Source organism: Elusimicrobiota bacterium (assembly GCA_016706425.1).
Classification (GTDB): Bacteria; Elusimicrobiota; Elusimicrobia; order FEN-1173; family FEN-1173; genus JADJJR01.
The window spans coordinates 1,945,877-1,967,082 of record JADJJR010000001.1 but is presented as its reverse complement, the minus strand read 5'-3'; the positions used below and the strand labels follow the sequence as shown (position 1 = coordinate 1,967,082).

The window sequence follows — 21,206 nt, the reverse complement described above, 5'->3', positions numbered from 1 at the left end:
TCCGTCTTTCCGGGGCGGCGGTCACGCCGGTCCGGTGGGGACTGCGCCGTCCCTTTGTCACCGCCCTGGGCCGAAAAACCCACACCGACAATGTCCTGATCCGTCTCGTTTTGTCGGGCGGCGCCGTCGGATGGGGGGAAGCGTCGTCGTCCTTGGCCATGCCCGATCAAACGGGACCGGGGATGGCGGCGGCCCTGCGGCGGCTCGCGGTCCGGTTCCGCGGGCGGGACGTTCGGGACGTTTCGGCTTGGGTGGCGGAGGCCTGGCGGTTCGAGGCGCGTTGGCCGACGGCCGTCGGCGCCTTTGAGGCGGCGGTCTGGGACGCCCTGGCCCGGGCCGAGGGACAAACCTGCGCCGACCTGTGGGGCGGGCGTCGCCGCGAGGCGGAAACGGTGATGACGGTTTCCGCGGTGTCTCCCGCGCGGGTCGGGGCCGCGGCGCGGCGCGCCGCGCGGGCGGGCTGGCGAATTTTGAAACTCAAGCTGAACGGGCGGGAACTATCGGGCGCGAACCGCGAGCGGTTGCGCGCCGCCCGCCGCGGAGCGCCCCGCGCGCGGCTGTTGGCGGACCCCAACCAGAGCTTCACGCCCGAGGGGCTTGAGGAACTTCTGCACGGACTTCGCCGGGACGGCATTCGGCTCGAGGCCATTGAAGAGCCCTTCGGCAAGCGGGATTGGCGGGCCCTTTCGGCCGGGCGGCGACGGGGGTTGGGGCCGTTTGTCCTGGACGAGACCCTGCAAAATCCCGCCGACGCGCGGCGGGCGGTTCGGGCGGGCGTCGCGCGGGGCCCCAACATCAAATTGGCCAAGAGCGGACTGTTGCGCTCCCTCGCCATTTTGGAGGCTTTCGCGCCCCGCGCCGTCCCCAAAGAAAAAGCTTTTATGATCGGGTGCATGGCCGAATCCCGCGTCGGTTTGTCGGCCGCGGTCCATTTCGCCCTGGGGACCGGGGCCTTTGATTATTTGGATTTGGATTCGGATTTGATTCTTCGCCCGACGCCGGCCCGGGGCGGCTACCGTCGTCGGGGCCCCTGGGTCGTCCTGCCGCGCCGCGCCGGGGCGGGGCTGGGGCTGACGTGTTAAAAAACCCGGTGGTCCTTGCGGGCGTGTTGGCGGGGACGGTGGCCCTCCTTTTGCGCGCCCGGGGATCGCCCCGGTTCGGGATTTTTTTTCGATGGGTGCCGTTGCCGTTTTACGCCTATTTTTTGCCCGCCCTTCTCACCGCCTTCGGTCTCCTGCCCGCCCGGCACGCCCTGTACGACACGGCGGGGGCCGTCGTCCTGCCGCCGTGCCTGGCGCTCTTGATTTTGAACGCCGATCTCGCGGCCCTGCGGAAATTGGGGCGGCCCGCCGTCGGCGCCCTGGGGTTGGGGTTCGCGGGGGTGATGGCGGGAATGTGGCTCGCCCACGGGCTTTTATCCCGTTGGCTGCCCGACGGAGCCTGGGCCGCCGCGGGGGCCTTGGCGGCCAGTTGGACGGGGGGGAGCGCCAACATGATCGCCGTCAAAGAGGGCCTATCGGCCCCGGAGTCGGCCTTCGCGCCGATCATCGTTGTGGACGCGTTTTTCGCCTACGCCTGGATGGCGTTTTTAATCTGGGCCGCCGGCCGCCAGGCCCGATTTGACGGTTGGGTGGCGGCCCGCGACGCGGGGGTGGGCGCTTTGGAAAGCGCGCCCGCCGATCGTCGCGCCGACGGACCCTGGGCGGGCGTGCCCCTGGCGGCGGGGGCCGTCGGGGTTCTGGGTATTTGGGTGGGGCGCCGCCTGGGCCCCTCGCTGACCGAGGGCTTGGCGGCGGTGGCACCTTCCGTCGCGGCGGGTTTCAAGACCACCACCTGGACGGTGTTGACGGTCACCACCGTGGGTTTGGGGTTGGCTTTTTCGGGACGGTTTCGGGCGCGCCCCGAGCGGACCGAGTTCCTCGGAAACGCGCTCCTTTATTTCCTCTTGACGACCCTGGGCGCCCAGGCATCCTTAGGGGCGCTGGGCCGCGCCCCGGCCTATTTGGCGATGGGCGCGGGCGCCTTGGCCGTCCACGCGGTTTTTTTGATGGCGGGGGCCCGGCTCTTTCGGTGGCCCCTGGCCCTCGTGGCCACCGCCAGTCAAGCCTGTGTGGGCGGTGTGGTGTCGGCGCCCATGGTGGCGGCCGTGTACCGGCCCACTCTGGCGGCCGTGGGGTTGTTGCTCGCGGTGGCGGGCAACGTCGTGGGAACCTATTTGGGTTTGGTGACGGCGCAACTTTGTCTCTTTTTCGGAGGACGATCATGAAACGTTGGCTGTTGGTTGTGTTGGTCGCGGCGGCGGCGGGGGTTCGCGCGGAAGGCCCAGCCTGGCCGGAAGAAACGGACGAGGTCGTTTTGCCGGTCTCATCGATGACGGTCGCGGTGGCGGAGCCCTTGCCCGAGCGGCCCTCCTTGAAAATCGTCCATCCGCCCGAAGGGGCCGCGCTTCCGGCGGTGCGTTCGTCTTTCGTTTACGGTTTCGCCGACCCCCGGGGCCAGCTGACGGTGAACGGCCGTTCCGTTCCGATCCACCCCGGCGGGGGCTGGCTGACCATGGTGCCCTACAGCCCGGGGGCCAACACCCTCCAGGCGGAATTGCGCTTGCCGATGGGAACGGCCGTCGCGACGCGGCGCGTGACGGTGGCCGGGGGGGGCGGCGGCGCGGTGACCGGCGTCACCCCGTTGCAGCCGGCGGTGGACGTGACCTTGCGCGGCGGGGAAATGGTGAGCGTCCAGGCCCTGGCCCCCACCGGGCGGGAGGTCTATTTTCAGGTGGGGGACGGGACAAAGAAATACCCGCTCACGGAGCGCGGCGCCGGGCTCTACCGCGGGCTCCACACCCTTTCCCATGAAAAACCGTTGAAGGAAGCGAAAATCAAAATCGCTTTCTTCGACAAAAAGAAAAACCGTCGAGAAACGGCGACCGCCCCGGGCAAGATCAGTTTGTTGGACGAATCGACGCCCTGGGTGGTGGAGGTGTCCACCGATTTGGCCATTTTGCGCACGGGCCCCGGTCCTCAGAAAAACGAAAAGGCCGGGTACGCCATGTTCCCGCCGCCCACCACGCGCCTTTGGGTGACGGGGAAACGCGGCGACGAGTTGCGGGTTCGGCTGTCCGCTTCCCGGGAGGCCTGGATCGGGGAGGACGAAGTCCGCCGCCTGCCGGCGGGGACGCCGCCGCCCTTGACCACCGTGGGGGCCGTGTCCATCGACGGGGTCGGCCGCCACACGCGGGTTCGCATGGCGTTGGGCCAACGGGTCCCCTACGAGGTCCGCGTGGCCGAAGAGGACCTGATCGAAATTTTGTTTTTCGGGGCGACATCGAACACCGACTGGATGCACTACAACAACGCGCCCCAGGCCGCCGTGAAGCGCGCGGAATGGTTCCAGGACGATTCAACGACCTACCGCCTGCGGCTTCACACGCACCCGGGCCGCTGGTGGGGTTACGACGCGCGTTACGAAAACGGAACGTTCGTTCTGGAATTGCGCCGCCCCCTGGCCAACCCCAAGGCGCCGGCGTCCCTGGCCGGACTGCGGGTCATCGTCGACCCGGGGCATTCCGCGGACCGGGGGGCCATCGGGCCCACGGAGTATCTGGAAAAAGACGCCAACCTCGCCATCGCCAAATGCCTGGAGAAAAAATTGCTGCAGGAGCGGGCGGAGGTCACGATGCTGCGGAACGGCTCCGAGCACGTGGCCCTCTACGACCGCCCCAAGGCGGCCTGGGCGGCGGGCGGCGATATTTTAATCAGCGTGCACAACAACGCCTTGCCGGAGGGGTCCAACCCCTTTGAGCGGAACGGGTTCGGCGTGTACTACTACCAGCCCCACGGGTTCGGGTTGGCCAACGCCATCTACAACGCGTACCGGGAACAATTCGGCCGCGAAGGGGCCTCCCCGCGCCTGCGCGACGACGGGTTGCATTACGGCAATTTGGCTTTGCCGCGCACGCCCCAAATGCCGTCGGTGTTGACGGAGTCGGCCTACCTGATCCTGCCGGAGGAGGAGGCCCTGCTCAAAACGGAAAAATTCCAATGCGATTGCGCGGACGTCACGGTGCGTGGCCTCAAGAGGTTTGTCGAGGAGATGCGGCGCCGGGACGCGTCGGCGCCGTAAACGCGCCGGCCGCTGGTGTCTAGGTGGGATTAACTTTTTTCTGGTCGAGGGACCAGGAGATCCAGTAGAGGGGAATGCCGACGGCGGCGACGGCGATGCCGAACAGGGCCTCGCGGGGTTGCTCTAAAACGCCGTTCAAGACGATCGCCAAATTGAGCGCGATGAACACCGCCGGCGTGTACGGAAACCCCCAAACCCGGTAGACCCCCGGCGGCGTCCCGTGTCGCCGCCGCAACACCAACGCCGCGACCCCCGTCATCGCGAAAAACAGGTAAATCACAATCTCGGTGAAGGTCACGATGCTGTCCAGGGTGCCCGTCCAAATCAAGACCAGCGTGAGGACCGCGTTCGCCAGCAGGGCCAAAATCGGCGTGTCGGTGGCGGGGTGCCGGCGCCCGAACCGCCGGAACAGCGCGTGGTCTTCGCCCATGGCGGCCAGGATGCGTCCCCCCGATAGGATGTAGCCGTTGAGGGCGCCGAAGGTGGAGACCATCACGGCGGCCGCCACCAGCCGACCGCCCGCGCCGGAAAAAACGCGGTCCATGGCGCCGGCCGCGACGAGATCGGTTTCGCGCAGGGTCGGCAAGGGCAGGTAGTAAACGTAAACCAGGTTGACGGCCAAATACAGCGCGGTGGTGACCAGCAGACCGCCCACAATCGCTCGCGGCAAGTTGCGTTCGGGGTTCTTCACTTCGCCGGCGACGTAGGCCGCTTCGTACCACCCACCGTACGTCCACAACACGGGAATCAAGGCCAACCCCAATTGCGACAACCAATTTCCCGACGGCACCCACAGGGGGGTGAAGTGCGACACCTCGCCCTTGCCGGCCAGGGCCCCGACAACGATGATGCCCAGGAGGGCCGACACCTTGAGCGCGGTGAAAACGTTTTGAATGTTCTTGCCGAACCGAAGCCCGGCGGCGTTGATCACGGTTAAGAGGATCACGGCCGCCGTGGCCGCCGGCCGGACGACGCCCGCCGACGCGCCCGCGGCCCGGGCCAAATGCTCGGCGAAGACGTAGGCGAGGATCGCCAGGGTTCCCGTGCGGTTGACGAACAGACGGGTGAACCCGTAAACGAAACCCCAGGACCGTCCGAAAGTGTGGGATAGAAAAACGTATTCGCCGCCGTTTCGGGGAAAGCGCGTCGCCAGTTCCGCCCACACCAGAGCCCCGCAAAGCGATAACAGGCCGCCGATGACCCACGCCGCCAGGAAAAGGCCGACGGAAGACGATTGGCGGGCCACCGAATCGGAGAGGCGGAAAATGCCCGCGCCGATGATGCAACCCACGACCAGGGCCGAAGCGTCGGTCAAAGAAAGGCGACGTTGAAGTGGTTCCGGCATGAATGAAGGATAGCATTGTTCAATGTTTCTTCGGGAGGTGGCGGATTGGCCAACATGACGCATCCATCGTATTTATGGCCCTTGCTCCCATCGTTCGGCGTTTTTTCGACGTGATCCGGCTCCGTCGTTGGGGAGCGGTGGGTTTGTCCCTCCTCCTGGCGTGGCCCGGTTCCGGCGGATGGTCGGGCGGCGGCCTGTGGTCCGAACGCCGTCGGGCCGAAACGGCGGCCCCGCACACCGAGGGGTTTTGGTCGGCGCTCCCGGTTTCACGGGGGGTCCCCGGGAGCGGTCCCTCCGCCTCGGTTTCCGCCCCCCGCGGGGCGCGCGCGATCGTGGACGCGTTGGCGCCCTTCGGGACCGTTCGAAAAATTAGGTGGCTGTCCGACCGCGCGCCCGTGGTCGTGCACGTCCACGACGTGCACGCCAACGAGAGCGCCCAGCGCAACATCGGTCGAGCCCTCGAACGGTTGATGGCCCGCGCGCCCTTGGACGCCCTGGCCCTCGAAGGGGCTTTCGGGCCCATCGATTTGGAACGCTTCCGGCGTTTCCCCGACCGCGCCGCCGTGGCCACCGTCGCCGATCGGTTGTTGGCCGAGGGGAGGATTTCAGGCCCGATCCACGCCGTCCTGACTTTGTCAACGGCCGCGCCCCCCCTGTGGGGGGTGGACGACCCCCGTCTGCACGCGGCGAACGTCGAAGCCTATCGGCGGTCCGCGCCCGCCGTGCCCGCGGCTTCGGCGGTCCTGGTGGCGGAGCGGGCGAAGCTGGCCGCGGCCCCGGTTTCAACGGGGTTGCGGCGCTTGGACGCGGCGGTGGTTCGGTACCACACCGGTCGCGCGGGGTTGGGCGATTATTTGCGCGCGGTGATGGAAGCGGCCGGTGAATCGGCCCGGGCTCCGACGGCGGCCGCGTTGCTCAACGTGTTGGCCCTGGAACAGACCTTGGATTTTGCGGCGGTGGCCGACGAACGGCGCCGCCTGTTCGAACGGTTGGTGCCGGTTCTGACCCCGGCCGAAAACGACGGTCTGATCGCCCGCGCGGCGGACCACCGGGCCGGCGCCCTTTCGCACGGGGATTTTTACGATTTCGTCTCCGGTGTGTGCCGACGAAAGGGGATCGACCCCGCCCCCGGGGCCGCTTTGTCCGGTTACTTCCGGTACGTTCGCCGCGCCCAGGCCATCGACGGGGAGGCCCTTTACGCTGAACTGCCCCGATTGGAGGACGCGGCCTACGGGCGGGCGGCGCGGGGCCCCCTCGAAGCCGCCTGGGCACGGCGCGCCCGCCGGATCACGCTTTACGAAAAACTCGCCGCCTTCGCCCTGACTCCGCCCGAATGGCGCGCGCTTCGATCGGAGGACGCGGGACAGGCTCCGGAAGGCGTCGATTGGGCGACGTTCACGGCGTTCTATCAACGGGCCGACGAGCGGGACGGCGCCATGGCGCGCTCCGTGGAGACGGCTGTTCGCGCGGGCTCCGCAACGCGGGTGGCCCTGGTCACCGGCGGTTACCACGCGGCCGGTGTGGGCGCCGCCTTGGGGCGCGCCGGGATCTCGGTGATTGATTTCGTTCCTCGGGTGGAGGCGGTGGACGGGCCCGCGGGTACGGCGGCCCTGTCGGTCTTTGTGCGTGAAAAGTCTCCCTTGGAACGTCTTTTCCAAGGGAACCGCCTCTTTTTGGCCCCCGCGCCCTTTCCCGCGGCGGAACAGGAACGGTTGCGCGTGGGGGTCCCTCTGGTGCGGGAGTTGCGCGACGCCGCGACGGATCACACCGAGGAAGAGGCGGACGCGGTCGCCCTCGCGGGGCCGGATTCGCCGCCCCTCGCGGTGTGGTCCGAGGACGGGCCCGAGGGGGCCGTCATGACGGTGCGGAACACGGACACAGGCGGGACGGTGCGGGTGACGGGCCGATTGGACGCGGGGGGCGGCTTGGCGGAAATTCGCGAAACTCCGGTCGCTTCGGAATGGGGGGATCGGCTTCGGGTCTGGGTGAAGGGGGCGCGGGGGTCCCGCGCTCGCGGCGGGACGGCGGATTTCATCTTGTGGGGGGAACCGCGGCGCCTGCGGCGGGCCCAGGACCGATTGGCCCAAGGCCGGGGGGCTCTTTTGTCCCGCGCCGAGCGGCGCGGCCTCGCTCGGGAATGGACGGAGGATTTGTTCGAGCACAGCGGATTGGCCGATCTTCTTTTGCCCGGTGCCGGGACGCCGGGGGACGGGGAGAAATCCCCCAGCCTCCTGAGGGCCGTGCGCGCCGCCGCCGCGTTGTTTCAAGAAGAAACACCCCGTGGCCGCGATGGCCGACCGATCGAGTTTTGGGCGGTGGATTCCGATGGGCTGGACCCCTGGGATCGCGGCGCGATCCACCGGGAGGACACGGCGGAAAAACGCGTCGTGCGTTTTCGCGGGGGGGACATCGCGGCCGTTCAGCGGTTTTTGTTGACGGAGGAAATTCTTCCCATTTATGGACTGGACGGGGACTCCCGCGCGGGCGACCGGCGGATCGCGGCGGCCTTGGCGGAGGAGGTGTTGACCGCCGGGGTGCATTTCTCGTTCGACGATTTCTGGAACATCCGCGCGGAAGAGGGGGAGCGATACCGGTCCTTAAGCCCCGCGCAGCACGATCGGACGCTTCGCGCCGCGGCCCGTTTTCGGTCCCGCTTCAAAAGCGTGTTCCCGGGCTCCGAGGACATCGCGGAAGAATATTGGGCGGTGCGGACCGAACGCCTGCGGGACGCGGGCCCCCGCCGTCGATCGACGATGGCGGGCCTCCTGGGCTGGTACGGCCGCGCCCGGGTCCTGGCCGGGCGCGGCCGCATCAGGGCGCGCCTTGTCGCCACCGAGGAACTGCGGGATCGTTTTTATCGCTTGTTACTGGAAGCCGGGGTGGCGACCCACCTGGCCCCCCACAGGCTGGCCTTTGGGATTCAGCAGGGGTTGGCGCGTCTCGAATCGGCCGACCGGTTGCGCCGCGAGGCGCGCGCCGCCGGCGCCGCGGAGGCGGGGCCATCGCCCACCGTGATCGATGGGATCTCGCGGGCCCTGATTGACGTCTCGGTTCCGTTCGTCCTTGACGCCAAGCTGCCCAACGGGCGGGACGCTTTTCCCCTGTGGCTGGACAAAGTGCATCAACAGATCGTGAGCGGTCCATCGATCGCGTCGGCCCGGGAGGGGGTGGAGCCCCTGGCCCGGGTGTTGCCGTCGGACGGCGCGGCGTTCGTCCGCCTCACGCCGGAACTCGTGGAATCCGCGCGGTTGTGCTTGGCGGGGGCCCTCTCTTTCGACGACCTGCGGGCGGCCTGGAGCGCCTTGTTTTTATCCGCGGGCGTGCCGGCCGACTCCGGGGAGGAGGGGCTTCGAACCCTGTGGCTGGTTCAAAACCTCGGAACACCCTTGAGCGAGGCCTTTGAAGGCGGGGCGAACGACTTGGTGGAAATCCTTCCGGAGCAGACCCCCGCCCGTCGGCTCGGTCGCGTCGGGTGGGACCTTCTGCGCGCTCCCGATGCCCCTTGGACCGAGGCGGACGCGCGGGCCCTTTTCTGGAATCCGAACGTCCCCGACGACGACGTGGCTCTGGGCGACGGCGTCGAGCGGCTCCTGGAGTGGATCGCGGGCGACGCCGAAAATTCCGATCCGGAAGCCGCGGTGCGCGATTTTGTTTTGGGTTGGTCGATGAGCGACAGCGAAGCCCGCGCGGCCTTGCCGATCCTCGAGGCCCGGTCGCGAGAAACCCTGGGGGCGGTGGCGCCCACGCCGGCGCACCGGACCGCGGGCGAAGCGGTGATGGAGGACATCCAAAAAGGGGCGGTGTCCCCCGTCCAGCGGGCCGCCCGGTGGATCCAGTTTCTCGGAGCCCTTTTGGCCCCGGGCCGTTTGGATCCACCGAATTCCGAGGACGATTCCCCCGCGATGGCCCTTCGTGTATTCGAGAACACGCTCCGCCAATCGGTGTTTTCCCTCGACGCGTTCCTCGCCAACGCCCGCGCCGTCCGGGAAATTCACCGCTGGGAACGGGGCGAGCGCGGTTTGTCTTCTTCACGACGGCGACCCGAGGAGGTCCGGTTCCCGTGGACGGGCCAGCGGGGCGGATTGCGGGGGTGGGGATTCATTGGCCCGGCCGCGATTTTGGGCGCGGGACTCTGGGGCGTTCCCGGAACGGCCGAGGCGGCCGGGTTGGCTCTTCCGGCGGTGACAGACGCCCTGTGGCCGGCCGTGACGTTGGTGGTGGGAACGGCGGTTTTCGTCCACGGAGCCTGGCGCGCGCGGCGGACCCACCGAGCGGCGCCCCTCCGCGCGGCGGAGGCCCTCGGGGCGGCGGTGGCAACGCGCGCATCGGAACCGCTTGAGCGGCTTTTGGACGAACTCGAGGCCACCCCGTTGTCTTTGGATGTGGATGGCTCGGCGTTCCTTCAAGTGGTTTTGGACCGGGGGTGGGACCGGCGCCCCGATTTCTTGAAGCCTTTGCGGGACGGTTTGCGTGGGCAAGGAGTGGGCCTGGATTTTGTTTCGCTGCGAACCGCGCTGGCGGTCTTGTTTCAAGGGGATTATCCCACGCCCAACGACGCGCCCGTGCTGCGCGTTTGGTTGGCCGACGAAGAAATGGCGGGCCGGGTGCCGCGAAACCCCGGAGCCGACGCGGTGGTCATCGCGTTGAACCCGGCCGCCGACGCGGTCCTGCGGGCGGCCGGTCACAAGCCGCTCGATGGCGCGGGGTTGGTCCAAGGCGGGGTTCTTTCCCTCGCGGCGGTGGAACGGTTCACCCTCGCGCGGGGTGTGGATCCGGGGCGGTTCGCCGGATGCCGGCTTTTGGTTCCGATGTCCTTTCCCCTGCGCGCGGATGGCGCGCGGACGGACTTGTTCCGGCAGGCGATCGTCGTGCTCATGGACGCCCTGCGAAGTGTTCCCCTCAAGCCCATGGACCTGGACGCCATCGATCGGGTGGCCCGCGCCATCGCCCGCTCGGCCTAGGGCCCAGCGCCCGGCCCTTTCCGGCCCCCGGCCGGTTGTTGACAAGGACCGATTTCTCTGTTAACTTTTAAACACTATGGCCCACACACACACAAACGTTCAGCCGCAGAACCGAGATCCGTTTCAGCCGCCGCGCGTGAAGCGGAAAATCGTCATTATCAAGCGCGGGATGCAAAGCAAATTCGTCTTTCTCGTCACGACCTTCGTGTTGATCGCCGTGACGGCCATCGGGGTGGATTTTTACTACCACTTCGGTCGGGAAATCCAAAATTTCATGGACCCGAGCCTTTACGAACTCTTCCAGAAAGACAGCTACATTTTCCTTGTGAAGCTCGCGCTCTACATGGTCGCCGTGACGATCTTCGCGGTTTTCGCCTCCCACAAGCTCGCCGGGCCGATCTATCGCTTCGAGCGGTCCGCCCGCGCCGTCGGATCGGGCGATCTCACGCACCGCGCCCGCCTGCGCACCGGGGACGAATTGATGGATTTCCAGGACGAGTTTAATTTGATGGTGGAATCCCTCCAGCGGTTGGTCACGCAGGACGCCCATTTGGCCATGCGGGTGTCCAAGCAATTGACCGACCTGATCAGCGACCGGCACTTGTCGGCGGAGGCCCATCAGCGGTTGGCCCAGATCAAGTCCGACGTGGACCACCTCCACAAGGGCTTTAAGATTTAACACGGCCTTGATCGACCCCGCCGCCGCGCCCGGTTCGCCGGGCGCGGCGGCGCTCTTTTGGTGGGGTCCCCGCGCCGTGGCGCCCGTGCTGGGCTGGGCGGCCTTGGCGGCGGCCGCGTTGTCCCTGTGGTCCCCGCCCGCACCGCCCGGCGCGGCCGGTCCCGTGGTGCGGGTCGTCGGGCGCGTGGCCACCCACCCCCGCGGCGCGGCCGTGGGGGACGTCATCGACTTGAAGGCCGAGTGGATCCAGGAAAGCGGCGCGCTCCGCCCGGCGCGCGGGCGCTGGCGGGTTTTTCGTCGCGCGCCCGGCCGTCCCTGGGCCTGGGGGGACCGCGTGGCCGTCGAGGGGATTCCCCGCCGCGTTCCGGACGGCGCGGGGGGCGTCTTGTGGGCCCTCCCGGGGCGGGACCGGTTGGTGGAGCGCGCCCCGCCGTGGGATCCCCGCCGCTGGATGTCGGCGGCCCGACAGGCCTGCCGGGCCGCCTTTCAAGAGCGTTTGAGCCCCGTCGCCGCGCCCTTGATGGCGGGAATCGTTCTGGGGGAGCGCCCCGCCGTCGGCTCCCGCCTCGCGGAGGATTTCCGCCGCAGCGGCACCCTCCACCTGCTCGTGGCCTCGGGCACCAACGTCGGTTTTGTCGTCGCCCTCTGGTGGGCGATCGCGCGCTGGGGCTTGTGGTGGCCGCGGCGCTGGGCCCTCTGGACCGTTCCGGCGGTGGCGTATTTTTACGCCGGGGTGGCGGGGAACGATCCGCCGGTTTTGCGGGCGGCGTTTATGGTCGCTTTCGGCGCGGCCGCGGCGCTGTGCGGCCGTTGGGATCGCCCGTTGAGGATTTTGGTTGTGTCGGGCGTCGTTCTGGTGATGACGCGCCCGGGTGTATTGTTTCATCCGGGGTTTCAAATGTCCTACGCGGCCACGGCGGCTCTGTTGTGGGCCTGGCCCCGAAAGCGGGACGGGGACGACAGGCCGCAAGGGATCGTCGCGCGGGGCCGGCTGACCCGGGTTTGGCTGGTCGGTCTCGCTCCCCAGGTGGCCCTCGCCCCCTTTCTGCTTTTTTACTTCGGCCGGTTTTCCTGGGTTGGAATATTTTCCAATATGGTGGCGGTGCCCCTGGCGGAACTGGCCCTGGGGATGGGCGCCGTGTTGGGGTTTTTGCACACGGTGTGGCCGTCGGCGGCGGGGTGGGTCGTCCCACCGACGGAGGGCGTGCTTCGGGTCTTGGCCGCTTGGACCCAGGGGTGCGCGGGACTGCCCGGGGCGGAGTGGACGCGGCCATTGAGCCTCGCGGGGGCTTTGACCGTGGCGGGAGGTGTGTTTATGGCGTTCTTCGCTTTTCGAAGGGGTCGCGACCGAAAAAAGTTTTTTGCCGGGGCGGCGCTCCTTGTGGCGACGGGGCTTTGGGCCGGCGCCGAGCGCCCCCCCACCCTCCGCGTGCGGTGGCAGGGCGGTCGGGTGCGGACAATCGGCGTGTCCCGGGGGGCGGAGACCTACGTTCTGCGTGTGTCCACCACCGGGGCCGGCCCGCTTTGGGCGAAGGGCGACGGCCGCGGGTTTCCCGGCGTTTTCCTCCGTCCGGAGGGGCCCGGTTACGCTTTCGAAATCCCGGGATCGACGGGGCGGGTGTTTGTGGCGGTGGGGCTCAGCCGGGCCCAACAAAAAATCCTCGTGCGCCGGGGCCTTCCCCGGGTGGAGGTTCTCGGTTGGACCCCGGCGGGGCGTGGCCCCCCGTCGGAGGAAATCCTCAAGGCGTTGGCGCCGCGTTGGATCGTGTACCAGGGCCCGCGGTTGCCCAAGGCGGTTCGCGCCCGGGACCCGCCGACGGCCGTGCATCGGGCGGGGGCGGCGGGTTTAACGTTGGAGGAGGACGGCGCCGGGTTCCGATTAACGCCCCGCTGAGCGTTATCGGGCCCGGCGAAGTGTTAAAATGCGGGCGTGAAAACACCGTCCGTGGGCATCGATATTGTGGACGTGGCGCGGGTGGGCCGGTTGGTCCGCAATCCGCGCTTTGTGGGTCGCGTCTTTTCGGACCGGGAGGTGGCCTATTGCCGGGAGAAAAAGAACGCGGCCCAGCATTTCGCGGTCCGCTTCGCGGCCAAGGAGGCGGTGTACAAGGCGTTGGGAATCGCGGGTGTCGCCCACAAAGAAATTTCGGTCCGCAACGCCCCCTCCGGGAAACCCCGCGTCGAATTGTCCACCCGTTTGAAAAAACACGAACCCCGGTTTTCCCTGTCCCTGTCCCACACCGCCACCCAGGCGGTCGCCGTGGCGGTCTACGCCCCCCGGTGAAGCGCCCCGTTTTCCAGTCCTGGTTGCCCCCGCGGCCGCGCGCCGCGCACAAAAACGATTTCGGCCACGTGCTGGTGATCGGTGGATCGCGGGGTCTGATGGGCGCGCCCCGTCTGGCCGCCGCCGGGGCGCTGCGCGCGGGCGCGGGTCTGGCGACCATGGCCGTGCCCGATTCCCTGGAGGTTGTCGCGGCCGTGGGCGGGCCCTGGGAAGCCATGACGTTGCCTTTGCCGGACCGGCGGGGCGCTTTGACGCCCCGGGCCGCGGAACCGGCGCGGGCTTTCCTGCGCCGCCGCCGGGCGACGAGCGTCGTGTTGGGGCCCGGTTTGTCGATGGCACCGTCGGCGGCCCGGTTCGTCGAAAAGTTTTTGGCGGTTGTCGATGTTCCGGTGGTTTTGGACGCCGACGGCTTGAACGCCGTGGCGGCGGGGGCCTGGCCCGCGCGGCGGCCCCCGCTCGTGCTGACGCCCCACGCCGGCGAGATGGCCCGACTTTTGGGCGTAACGACCGCGGTGGTGGAGAAAGACCGGCGGGGCGCGGCCCGGGCGGCCGCCCGGCGGTTCGGCGCGGTGGTTGTGTTGAAGGGATGGGGCACGGTCGTGACCGATGGGAAGGTGGATTTTGTGGCCGGTGTGGGGAACCCGGGCCTGGCCACGGGCGGCACGGGGGATGTTTTGGCGGGCGTGATCGGCGCCTTGATCGGGCAGGCGCGCGGCCCCGCTCCGGCCGAAACACTGCGCCGCGCCGCGGTCCTGGGCGTTTGGTTGCACGGCCGCGCGGGCGACCGGGCGGCCCGCGCGCGCGGGGAAATTTCCCTGGTCGCGGGGGACGTGGTGGACGCCCTGCCGGCCGCTTTTGCGGACGCCGGTTTCCGTCGTTGATTTTGATATAATAAACCGTCCCCCATGAATTCCCTCCGCCCCTTTATTCCTTTGCCGTGAACGACGCCGTCGCGCTTCAAACGGCGGTCGCGTTGCGTCGGAAAATTCACCGCTGGCCCGAGTTGGGCGGCCGGGAGTTCCGCACCACGGCCCTGGTGGCGCGGACCCTGCGGGACGGGGGCGTCCCGTTCCGGCGCGCGCGCCCCACGGGCGGCGTGGCCTGGATCACCGAGGGGCGCGGCCCCTGCGTGGCGCTCCGCGCGGACATGGACGCCCTTCCGCTTCAAGAGAAAAACCCCTCGACCTTTCGCTCCCAAAACCCCGGCGTGATGCACGCCTGCGGCCACGACGCCCACACCGCCATGCTGTTGACGGCCGCCCTGCACCTGAAAAAAGAGGGGCTGGGCGCGCCGGGCACGGTCAAGTTCTTGTTCCAACCCGACGAAGAGGGTTCGAAGGGGGCCAAGTCCCTGCTGGCCCAGGGCGCCTTTCGCCGGCCGGCGGTGGACGCGGTGTTCGGCGTGCACGTCAACCCCCGTCTGCGGGCGGGCACCCTGGGCGTCAAACCCGGCCCCTTGATGGCCGCGGTCGACCGGTTCACCTTGACGGTAATCGGCGAGGGAGGCCACGGGGCGTATCCGCACGAAGGGATCGACGCGGTGGTCCTGGCGGCGCAGGTGGTGACGGCGTTGCAGACCCTTGTGTCGCGCCGCACGGACCCGGTGGAACCGGTGGTGCTCACGATCGGGACGATCCACGGCGGGGAACGCTTCAATATTTTGCCGTCTTTGGTGACGCTCACCGGGACGGTCCGCACCCTGTCGGAGAAAACCCACACGCGAATGCCCGCTTTGATCCGCCGAACGGCCGAAGGCGTCGTGCGCGGGCAGGGCGGCCGGGTGGAATTGAAATACGAGGTGCTGGGCCGCGCGGTCGTCAACGACCGCGCCATGGCGGCCTTGGCCCGCCGCGCGGCCGTCGAGATCGTGGGCGAGACACGCGCCATCGCCTTGGACGCGCCGTCCATGGGGGGCGAAGATTTCTCAGAGTACCTCCATCGGGCGCCGGGATGTTTCGTCTATCTCGGCACGGGCGCCGACGCGCGCTCGCGCCGCCCTTGGCACCACGCGGCGTTCGCGTTGCACGAGCCCGCGATGCTGACCGGGGTCCGATTCCTTGTGGCGGCGGCCCGGCGGGCCCTGCGGGAGTTGGCCCGCTGAAAACGGTGGGCGGGTTGGGGGAGTGGGGGCTTTTGGCCGCGCTTCTGCCCCGGCTGAACCGCGGTTTGGGAAAAACGATTCCGCTCGGGCCCGGGGACGACGCCGCGCTCTTTCGCGCGGGCGGCGAGACCTGGGCGATCACGACCGACATGCTGGTCGAGGGCGTCCACTTTCGACGCCGATGGACGGGCGGCGCTGATCTGGGCCACAAGACTCTGGCGGTGAATCTGTCGGACCTCGCGGCCATGGGCGACGTCGAGCCGGTTTTGGGGGTCCTCTCGGCCGGTCTGCCGTCGGGAACGCCGGTGCCCTTCGTCGAGGATTTTTACCGGGGGTTCGCCGCCTTGGCCCGCCGGTCCGGTTTTAAGTTGGTGGGGGGCGACACGGTGCGGGCGTCCCGGATGACGTTTTCGTTGACCGCCTTGGGGCGCGTCCGGGGCCCGGTGTTCCGCCGCTCGACGGCGCGGCCCGGCGATCTGCTTTTGGCGACGGGCACGCTCGGCGACGCGGCGGCCGGGTTGCGGATTCTGGAGAAGCGGGGTCGGCCCGCCACGGCCGATGAGCGCTTTTTGGTGGATCGGTTTCGCCGTCCGACGCCGCGCCTGGCCTGGGCCCGGTCGCTCGCCCGCTCCGGGCAAATCACGGCGGGACTGGATGTGTCGGACGGTTTGTGGCGGTCGTTGAGAATTCTGACGGCGGCGTCCGGCGTCGGCGCCCGGGTGGACGCCGAGCGACTGCCCCTTTCGGGCGCGTTGCGGCGGTGGGCGGGATCGCGGGCCGCGTCCCTCGCCCTCGCGGGGGGGGAAGATTACGAATTGTTGTTGACCGCCGCGCCCGCTTCGGCGGGGCGGTGGATGAAAAGCGGGACGGTCCGGATCATCGGCCGCATCGAACCGGCGCGCCACGGCGCGCGGGTGTACGAAAATGGGATTCCACGGGAGGTTCCCCCTGCTTACGAGCACTTTAACGGTTAGAAAGGCCCCGGCCTTGGTCCGGGAAACGAAAAACGAGGCGGAAACGCTCGCCCTCGCGCAGGCCGTCGGACGCTTGATGAAGCCGGGGGATTGGATCGCCCTCATGGGCGAATTGGGCAGCGGCAAGACCGTGTTCGTGAAGGGCCTGGCGGCGGCTCTCCACGTGGAGGACACCCCCACGAGCCCCACCTTCGCGATCGTTCAGACCCACCGATCGAAAAAAGGGGCCGTGACGCTCCGCCACGTGGACCTTTATCGATTGACCCCGGTCGAAATCCCCGCTCTGGAATGGGAGGAGCTGCACGAGGACTCGGGCGTCACCGCCGTGGAGTGGGCGGAAAAAGGCCAATTCCTTTGGCCCTCGCAGGCGATGCCCGTGCGCATTTCCCACCAGGGGCAGGACGCGCGGCGCGTTGAGTTTTTCGTCTACGGATCCCGGTCCGAAGAGATCATCAAGACCCTCAAGAGGCTGACATGAAAATCCTTGGCATTGAAACCACCGGCCCGCGCCTCGGCGTGTGCGTGTGGGAAGACTTCCGTGTCCGGGCGGAAAAAACCCTCCCCGACACCGGCACCCACAGCCAGCAACTGATGCCCGCCTTGAACGACGTTTTTAAAAAAATGCCCTGGGGGCCGCAGGATCTCGACGCCCTGGCGGTGGACGTGGGGCCCGGCCGTTTCACCGGCATCCGCCTGGGCGTGTCGGCGGCCCGCACCTTGTCCCTCACGCTCCAGAAGCCTTTGATCGACATCACCAGCCTCGAAGCCTTGGCGGCCGAGGGGTCGGGGTGGCAGACGGGAAAATCCTTCGTTTGGAACTTCCGCGAAGACATGCTCTGCGTTTTGATGGACGCCCTGCGCGGCGACGTCTACATGGCGGTCTGGCGGTTCCACAAGATCACGGACAAAAGCCGCCGGGGCGTCCCCTCGGGGCGCTCCTACCACACCTTTGGCCACCACTTCAAATTGGTTCACGCGCCGACACTGTTTCCCTTCGATCGGTTCCTTCACTTCTTCCAAAACTGTTTCCAAGCCCAGTCCCTCCTGTTCGTGGGGTCCGCGGCCCAGCGCTACCGCAAGGAACTGTCGAAAGCCTTCGGCCGTCGAGCGCGTTTCAACGCCGCGGTGGCGGATTCTCACGCCTATTGGGTGGCCGCCCTGGGGTCGGAAAAATTTTTCCGGCGGGAAGTGAAGTCCTTCAGTCAGGTGCGTCCGTTGTACCTCCGCCCCTCCTACGCCGAAGAGGCCGCCGCGGCCCGCTGATCGGCCTTTGTCCGATTTGCGCGCTTTCGGTCCCGAGGACGTTGCCGCCGCCGCGGACATCGACCGGCGCGCGTCCGCCAGCCCGTGGACCGCGGCGCAATTTCAGCGGGAGTTGACCGGCCCCCACAGTCGCGGCTGGGCCCTCGTCGAAGGGGCCGCGTTGGTGGGATACGCTTTCTTGTGGATGGTGGCCGATGAGGGCCAGTTGGCCAACCTCGCGGTGACGGAGGCCCAACGGCGCCGCGGAGGGGGGACCCGGTTGTTGGAGCGCCTGCTCGACGAAGCGCGCCGCGCCGGGGCCCGTCGAGTCACTTTGGAAGTGCGCGAGGGCAACGCCCCGGCCCGCGCGCTCTACGAAAAACACGGTTTTCTCACAACCCACCGCCGCCCCGCTTTTTATGAAAACCGCGAGGCGGCGCTCTTGATGGAGCGAGCACTGGAATGATGAAAAAAGCGTGGATTCTTTTGTTGTGGGCGGCCCCGCTCGCGGGGTCGGCGGATCCCTGGGCGGCCCTCAACGATTTTGGCCGGGCGCGGTGGGAAGCCCGCCTCGGCCGGTGGAACGAATCGATCGCCCGCTACCGCGGTTTGGCGGCCCAATTCCCGGAGTCCGTCGCGGTCCGGCGGGCGCTGGCCGAAACCGCCCTTCGCGCGGGCCGGCCGGAGGACGCTATGTCCGCGGCGCGGGAATGGGTGGCCCTGGACAGCGCCACGGCCGCGGGGTTCCTGGCCCTGGGCCGTGCCCAACTGGCCGCCGGTGAAACCGCGGCCGCCCGGACCGCCTTCGACCAGGCCCTGCGGCTTGAGCCGGAGAACGTCGAGGCCCTCGGTTGGGCCTCCAGTCACCGCGAACGATCCGACCCCGGCGCGGCGCGCGCCCTTCTCGAAAAATTTTTGCTTGCCAACCCGGAGCAGGAGGACGTGCGAACCCGCCTGGCCGAAATGCAGCAGACCCAGGGGGATTACGCCGCCGCCGAGAAAACCTGGAAGAAGGTTCTGGCCCAGGATCCGGAAAATCTCGACGCGCAACTGGCGCTGGCCGGGCTTTACGACGCGCGTGGCGACACGGCCACCGCCGTCGCCGCCTACGCGGCGTATTTGGAGTTGAATCCCGATGACGTCCAGGTCCTGACGCGACTGGGGCAATTGGAGTACGGCCGCGATCGGGGGGACGCGGCGCGGGATTTGCTCGACCGCGCCCTCCGCCTCGCCCCCGACAACGAGAGCGCGCTCTTTTGGCGCGCCTTGATCGACCAGGACAAGGGGGATTGGCCTTCCGCCCTCGCCCGCATGGAGCGCGTCGCCGAGTCGAACCGCGACCCGGGCGTATTGATCCGTCTGGCGACGTATTATTCCCGCCTGGGACGGACCCGCGACGCGTTGCGTGTCTTCAAAACCCTCCAAAAATCCCAACCCGACAATCCCGATTTCGCCTACTACCTGGCCCTCGCCCACGCGGAGGCGGGCCGCGTCCGGTCGGCCCGACGGTGGCTGACCCGCACGGTGGCGCTCGACCCCGCGCGCGTGGACGCGCATTTTCAGTTGGCCCTGGCCTGGGACAAGGCCGGGAAATTCGACCGGGCGGTGCCCGCCCTGCGCCGGGTCATCGCCCTGAATCCCGAGCATCACGTCGCGCTCAATTACCTGGGGTACAGTTGGGCCGATCGGGGTGAAAATTTGGAGGAAGCCCTGTCCTTGGTCCGTCGCGCCGTGGCCCTGGATCCGGAAAATCCCGCCTATCGGGATTCCCTGGGCTGGGTTTTTTTTCGGCTCGGTCGGTGGGACGAAGCCATCGCCGCTTTGGAATCGGCGGCCCCGATCGCCGCGGACGCCGTGGTCTGGCGGCATTACGGGGACGCCCTCGCCCAACAGGGCCGGAGGGACGCGGCCCGCCGCGCGTGGCGGGAAGCCCATTTGGCCGATCCCGCGGATTCGGGAACCCGTCAGCGTCTGGGTTCCGGCTTGGTCCCCGACGATGTCACGGATTTGTCCGGTCCGCGCGTCCTGCTCAAGCGGGCGGAGCGCAACTTTCGTGGGATGAACGTCCTCTCCGGGGTGGCGGCCGTGGCGGGCCGGGCGGGGGACGGTTTTCCGGTGCGCGGGTCCGCGCTGTTCTATTACGCCCGCCCCGACCGATTCCGTTTCGAACTGTTGGGGCCGCCGCTCACGCCGCAAATGGTTTTGATTTCCGTGGGCGGCCGGTCGCGGTGGTCTCCGACCGGCGCGATCGATGTCGACCCGGGGCCGTGGCTCGCGTTGTTGGGCGGTGTTTTCTCCGGCGCGGTGTTTTCCCGGTTCGACGACCCCGCGGTGACCGTTCGCGTTGAAGGCGGCCACCTGGTTTACAGCGGACCGGCCGGGGAATTGCGCCTGGATTTAAAAACCAAAACCCCTCTGTCGCTTTCGGTCCCCGACCCCTCGGGCGCGCCGGTGCGTCTCGCCTTTGCGGACCCCCGGGAGGTCGATGGCGTGTGGCTTCCGGGAGCGATGGAGGTGCGGGCGCCCAACGGGGTGGCTTTGACCTTTCGCTTCTCCCGTATGGCCGTGGGAGAAAAGATCCACGCCGACGTGTTCCGCCTGGACCCATGAACCCGTCGCTTCATTCCCCGGCCAAAATCAACCTTTTTTTGGAAATCCTCCGCCGGCGGGCCGATGGCTACCACACGCTGGACTCCGTATTTCAAGAAATTTCCCTGGGGGACCGTTTGCGGGCCACGCCCCGCCGCGACGGCCGGGTGGTGCTCACCTGCGACGACCCGTCCTTGCCCGTGGACGAACGCAACTTGGTGCGTCGCGCCGCGGACGCCTGGACCGCCGCCCGGGGGCCGGTGGGGGTGACGTTCCGTTTGACGAAGCGGATCCCCGTGGGCGCGGGACTGGGCGGTGGATCGGGCAACGCGGCCACGGCGCTGCGCGCTCTGAACGCGTTGTCGCGGGCGCGCGCACCGGTCCGCGCGTTGGCCCGGATCGCCCGGGGTTTGGGCGCGGACGTTCCGTTCTTTTTGCGCGGGGGGTTGGCCCGGGCGGGGGGAGTGGGCGAGGTGTTGACGCCCCTGCCCACGCGCCGCCGCCGGCCCCTTTGGTTTGTTTTGGTCTTCCCGCGCGTTTTTTCCTCGACGGCGGAGGCTTACCGCGCGCTTCGGTTTCCCTTGACGGCTCGGCGTTCGTGCCTTAAACTGACCCGAGCCCTGCGGGCGGGGGAACCGCCGCGCCTGTGGGCCTCGTGGCTCTTTAACCGGTTGGAGGAAGTGGTGGTGCCGCGCCTGGGTCCGGTGGCCGAAACCAAACGGGCCTTGGTCGCGGCGGGCGCGTTAACCGCGCTGATGTCGGGGTCCGGTTCGTCCGTTTTCGGGCCGGTCGACGACGCCGCCCACGGGCGCCGCGTGAAGGCGGCGCTGCCCCGGTCCGTCGGGGACGTCTGGCTCGTCCGTTCGGTGGACCGGCCGTGACCGTCGCCCGCGGGAAAGGGGATTTCTCCGC

16 protein-coding genes are annotated in these 21,206 nt (G+C 68.4%); 15 read left to right on the top strand and 1 reads right to left on the bottom strand.

The window, feature by feature from the left end; genetic code table 11:
* Nucleotides 1-158 precede the first annotated feature (158 nt).
* The 3 genes from IPI56_08100 to IPI56_08090 are packed head-to-tail and all read left to right on the top strand — an operon-like array spanning nt 159 to nt 4,119.
* On the top strand, nt 159-1,082 hold the full coding sequence (locus tag IPI56_08100; GenBank protein MBK7545686.1) for a hypothetical protein: 924 nt from the start codon (nt 159-161) through the stop codon (nt 1,080-1,082).
* A complete protein-coding gene (locus IPI56_08095; protein MBK7545685.1) occupies nt 1,076-2,266 on the top strand; it encodes a DUF819 family protein in 1,191 nt (396 codons plus the stop codon). The genes IPI56_08100 and IPI56_08095 overlap by 7 nt, the downstream gene beginning before the upstream one ends.
* Nucleotides 2,263-4,119 carry an N-acetylmuramoyl-L-alanine amidase gene (locus IPI56_08090; protein ID MBK7545684.1) on the top strand — a complete coding sequence of 619 codons (1,857 nt, stop codon included), beginning with the start codon at nt 2,263-2,265 and terminating at the stop codon, nt 4,117-4,119. The genes IPI56_08095 and IPI56_08090 overlap by 4 nt, the downstream gene beginning before the upstream one ends.
* Nucleotides 4,120-4,138: 19 nt before the next feature.
* Here IPI56_08090 and IPI56_08085 read toward each other — a convergent pair whose 3' ends face one another.
* Complete coding sequence (locus tag IPI56_08085; protein ID MBK7545683.1) at nt 4,139-5,464, bottom strand: amino acid permease; 1,326 nt, start codon at nt 5,462-5,464, stop codon at nt 4,139-4,141.
* 74 nt (nt 5,465-5,538) lie between these two features.
* Between IPI56_08085 and IPI56_08080 the strand changes: the two genes are divergently transcribed.
* The 12 genes from IPI56_08080 to ispE all read left to right on the top strand — a co-directional run bounded on the left by IPI56_08080 (nt 5,539) and on the right by ispE (nt 21,175).
* On the top strand, nt 5,539-10,425 hold the full coding sequence (locus IPI56_08080) for a hypothetical protein (protein MBK7545682.1): 4,887 nt from the start codon (nt 5,539-5,541) through the stop codon (nt 10,423-10,425).
* Nucleotides 10,426-10,561: 136 nt separating this feature from the next.
* Nucleotides 10,562-11,104, top strand: coding sequence for a methyl-accepting chemotaxis protein (locus tag IPI56_08075; GenBank protein ID MBK7545681.1), 543 nt, complete (start codon nt 10,562-10,564; stop codon nt 11,102-11,104).
* 7 nt (nt 11,105-11,111) lie between these two features.
* Entirely contained in the window at nt 11,112-12,998 is a 1,887-nt protein-coding gene (locus IPI56_08070) for a ComEC/Rec2 family competence protein (protein MBK7545680.1), read from the top strand.
* Nucleotides 12,999-13,034: 36 nt separating this feature from the next.
* Entirely contained in the window at nt 13,035-13,388 is a 354-nt protein-coding gene (gene acpS / locus IPI56_08065; GenBank protein MBK7545679.1) for a holo-ACP synthase, read from the top strand.
* Nucleotides 13,385-14,269 (top strand): NAD(P)H-hydrate dehydratase, encoded by an 885-nt coding sequence (locus tag IPI56_08060; protein ID MBK7545678.1) that lies wholly within the window; start codon nt 13,385-13,387, stop codon nt 14,267-14,269. The genes acpS and IPI56_08060 overlap by 4 nt, the downstream gene beginning before the upstream one ends.
* Nucleotides 14,270-14,325: 56 nt before the next feature.
* Entirely contained in the window at nt 14,326-15,489 is a 1,164-nt protein-coding gene (locus IPI56_08055) for an amidohydrolase (GenBank protein MBK7545677.1), read from the top strand.
* A gap of 32 nt (nt 15,490-15,521) precedes the next feature.
* On the top strand, nt 15,522-16,463 hold the full coding sequence (gene thiL, locus IPI56_08050) for a thiamine-phosphate kinase (protein MBK7545676.1): 942 nt from the start codon (nt 15,522-15,524) through the stop codon (nt 16,461-16,463).
* 13 nt (nt 16,464-16,476) lie between these two features.
* Nucleotides 16,477-16,941: a tRNA (adenosine(37)-N6)-threonylcarbamoyltransferase complex ATPase subunit type 1 TsaE gene (gene tsaE, locus IPI56_08045; GenBank protein ID MBK7545675.1), complete on the top strand. Its 465-nt coding sequence runs from the start codon at nt 16,477-16,479 to the stop codon at nt 16,939-16,941.
* Nucleotides 16,938-17,726, top strand: a complete 789-nt coding sequence (gene tsaB, locus IPI56_08040) for a tRNA (adenosine(37)-N6)-threonylcarbamoyltransferase complex dimerization subunit type 1 TsaB (protein ID MBK7545674.1) — start codon at nt 16,938-16,940, stop codon at nt 17,724-17,726. Before tsaE ends, tsaB begins: the two co-directional genes overlap by 4 nt.
* A 7-nt stretch (nt 17,727-17,733) precedes the next feature.
* Entirely contained in the window at nt 17,734-18,171 is a 438-nt protein-coding gene (gene rimI / locus IPI56_08035) for a ribosomal protein S18-alanine N-acetyltransferase (protein MBK7545673.1), read from the top strand.
* Nucleotides 18,168-20,315 (top strand): tetratricopeptide repeat protein, encoded by a 2,148-nt coding sequence (locus tag IPI56_08030; protein MBK7545672.1) that lies wholly within the window; start codon nt 18,168-18,170, stop codon nt 20,313-20,315. Before rimI ends, IPI56_08030 begins: the two co-directional genes overlap by 4 nt.
* Complete coding sequence (gene ispE / locus IPI56_08025) at nt 20,312-21,175, top strand: 4-(cytidine 5'-diphospho)-2-C-methyl-D-erythritol kinase (protein ID MBK7545671.1); 864 nt, start codon at nt 20,312-20,314, stop codon at nt 21,173-21,175. The genes IPI56_08030 and ispE overlap by 4 nt, the downstream gene beginning before the upstream one ends.
* The last annotated feature ends 31 nt before the right edge of the window (nt 21,176-21,206 follow it).

What these genes read in the sequence shown, in the direction of transcription:
- IPI56_08100 (MBK7545686.1), top strand. Translation starts at nt 159, where the DNA reads ATGCCCGATCAAACGGGACCGGGGATGGCGGCGGCCCTGCGGCGGCTC.
- IPI56_08090 (MBK7545684.1), top strand. Translation starts at nt 2,263, where the DNA reads ATGAAACGTTGGCTGTTGGTTGTGTTGGTCGCGGCGGCGGCGGGGGTT.
- IPI56_08080 (MBK7545682.1), top strand. Translation starts at nt 5,539, where the DNA reads ATGGCCCTTGCTCCCATCGTTCGGCGTTTTTTCGACGTGATCCGGCTC.
- IPI56_08030 (MBK7545672.1), top strand. Translation starts at nt 18,168, where the DNA reads ATGATGAAAAAAGCGTGGATTCTTTTGTTGTGGGCGGCCCCGCTCGCG.
- tsaB (MBK7545674.1), top strand. Translation starts at nt 16,938, where the DNA reads ATGAAAATCCTTGGCATTGAAACCACCGGCCCGCGCCTCGGCGTGTGC.
- ispE (MBK7545671.1), top strand. Translation starts at nt 20,312, where the DNA reads ATGAACCCGTCGCTTCATTCCCCGGCCAAAATCAACCTTTTTTTGGAA.
- IPI56_08085 (MBK7545683.1), bottom strand. Translation starts at nt 5,464, where the DNA reads ATGCCGGAACCACTTCAACGTCGCCTTTCTTTGACCGACGCTTCGGCC.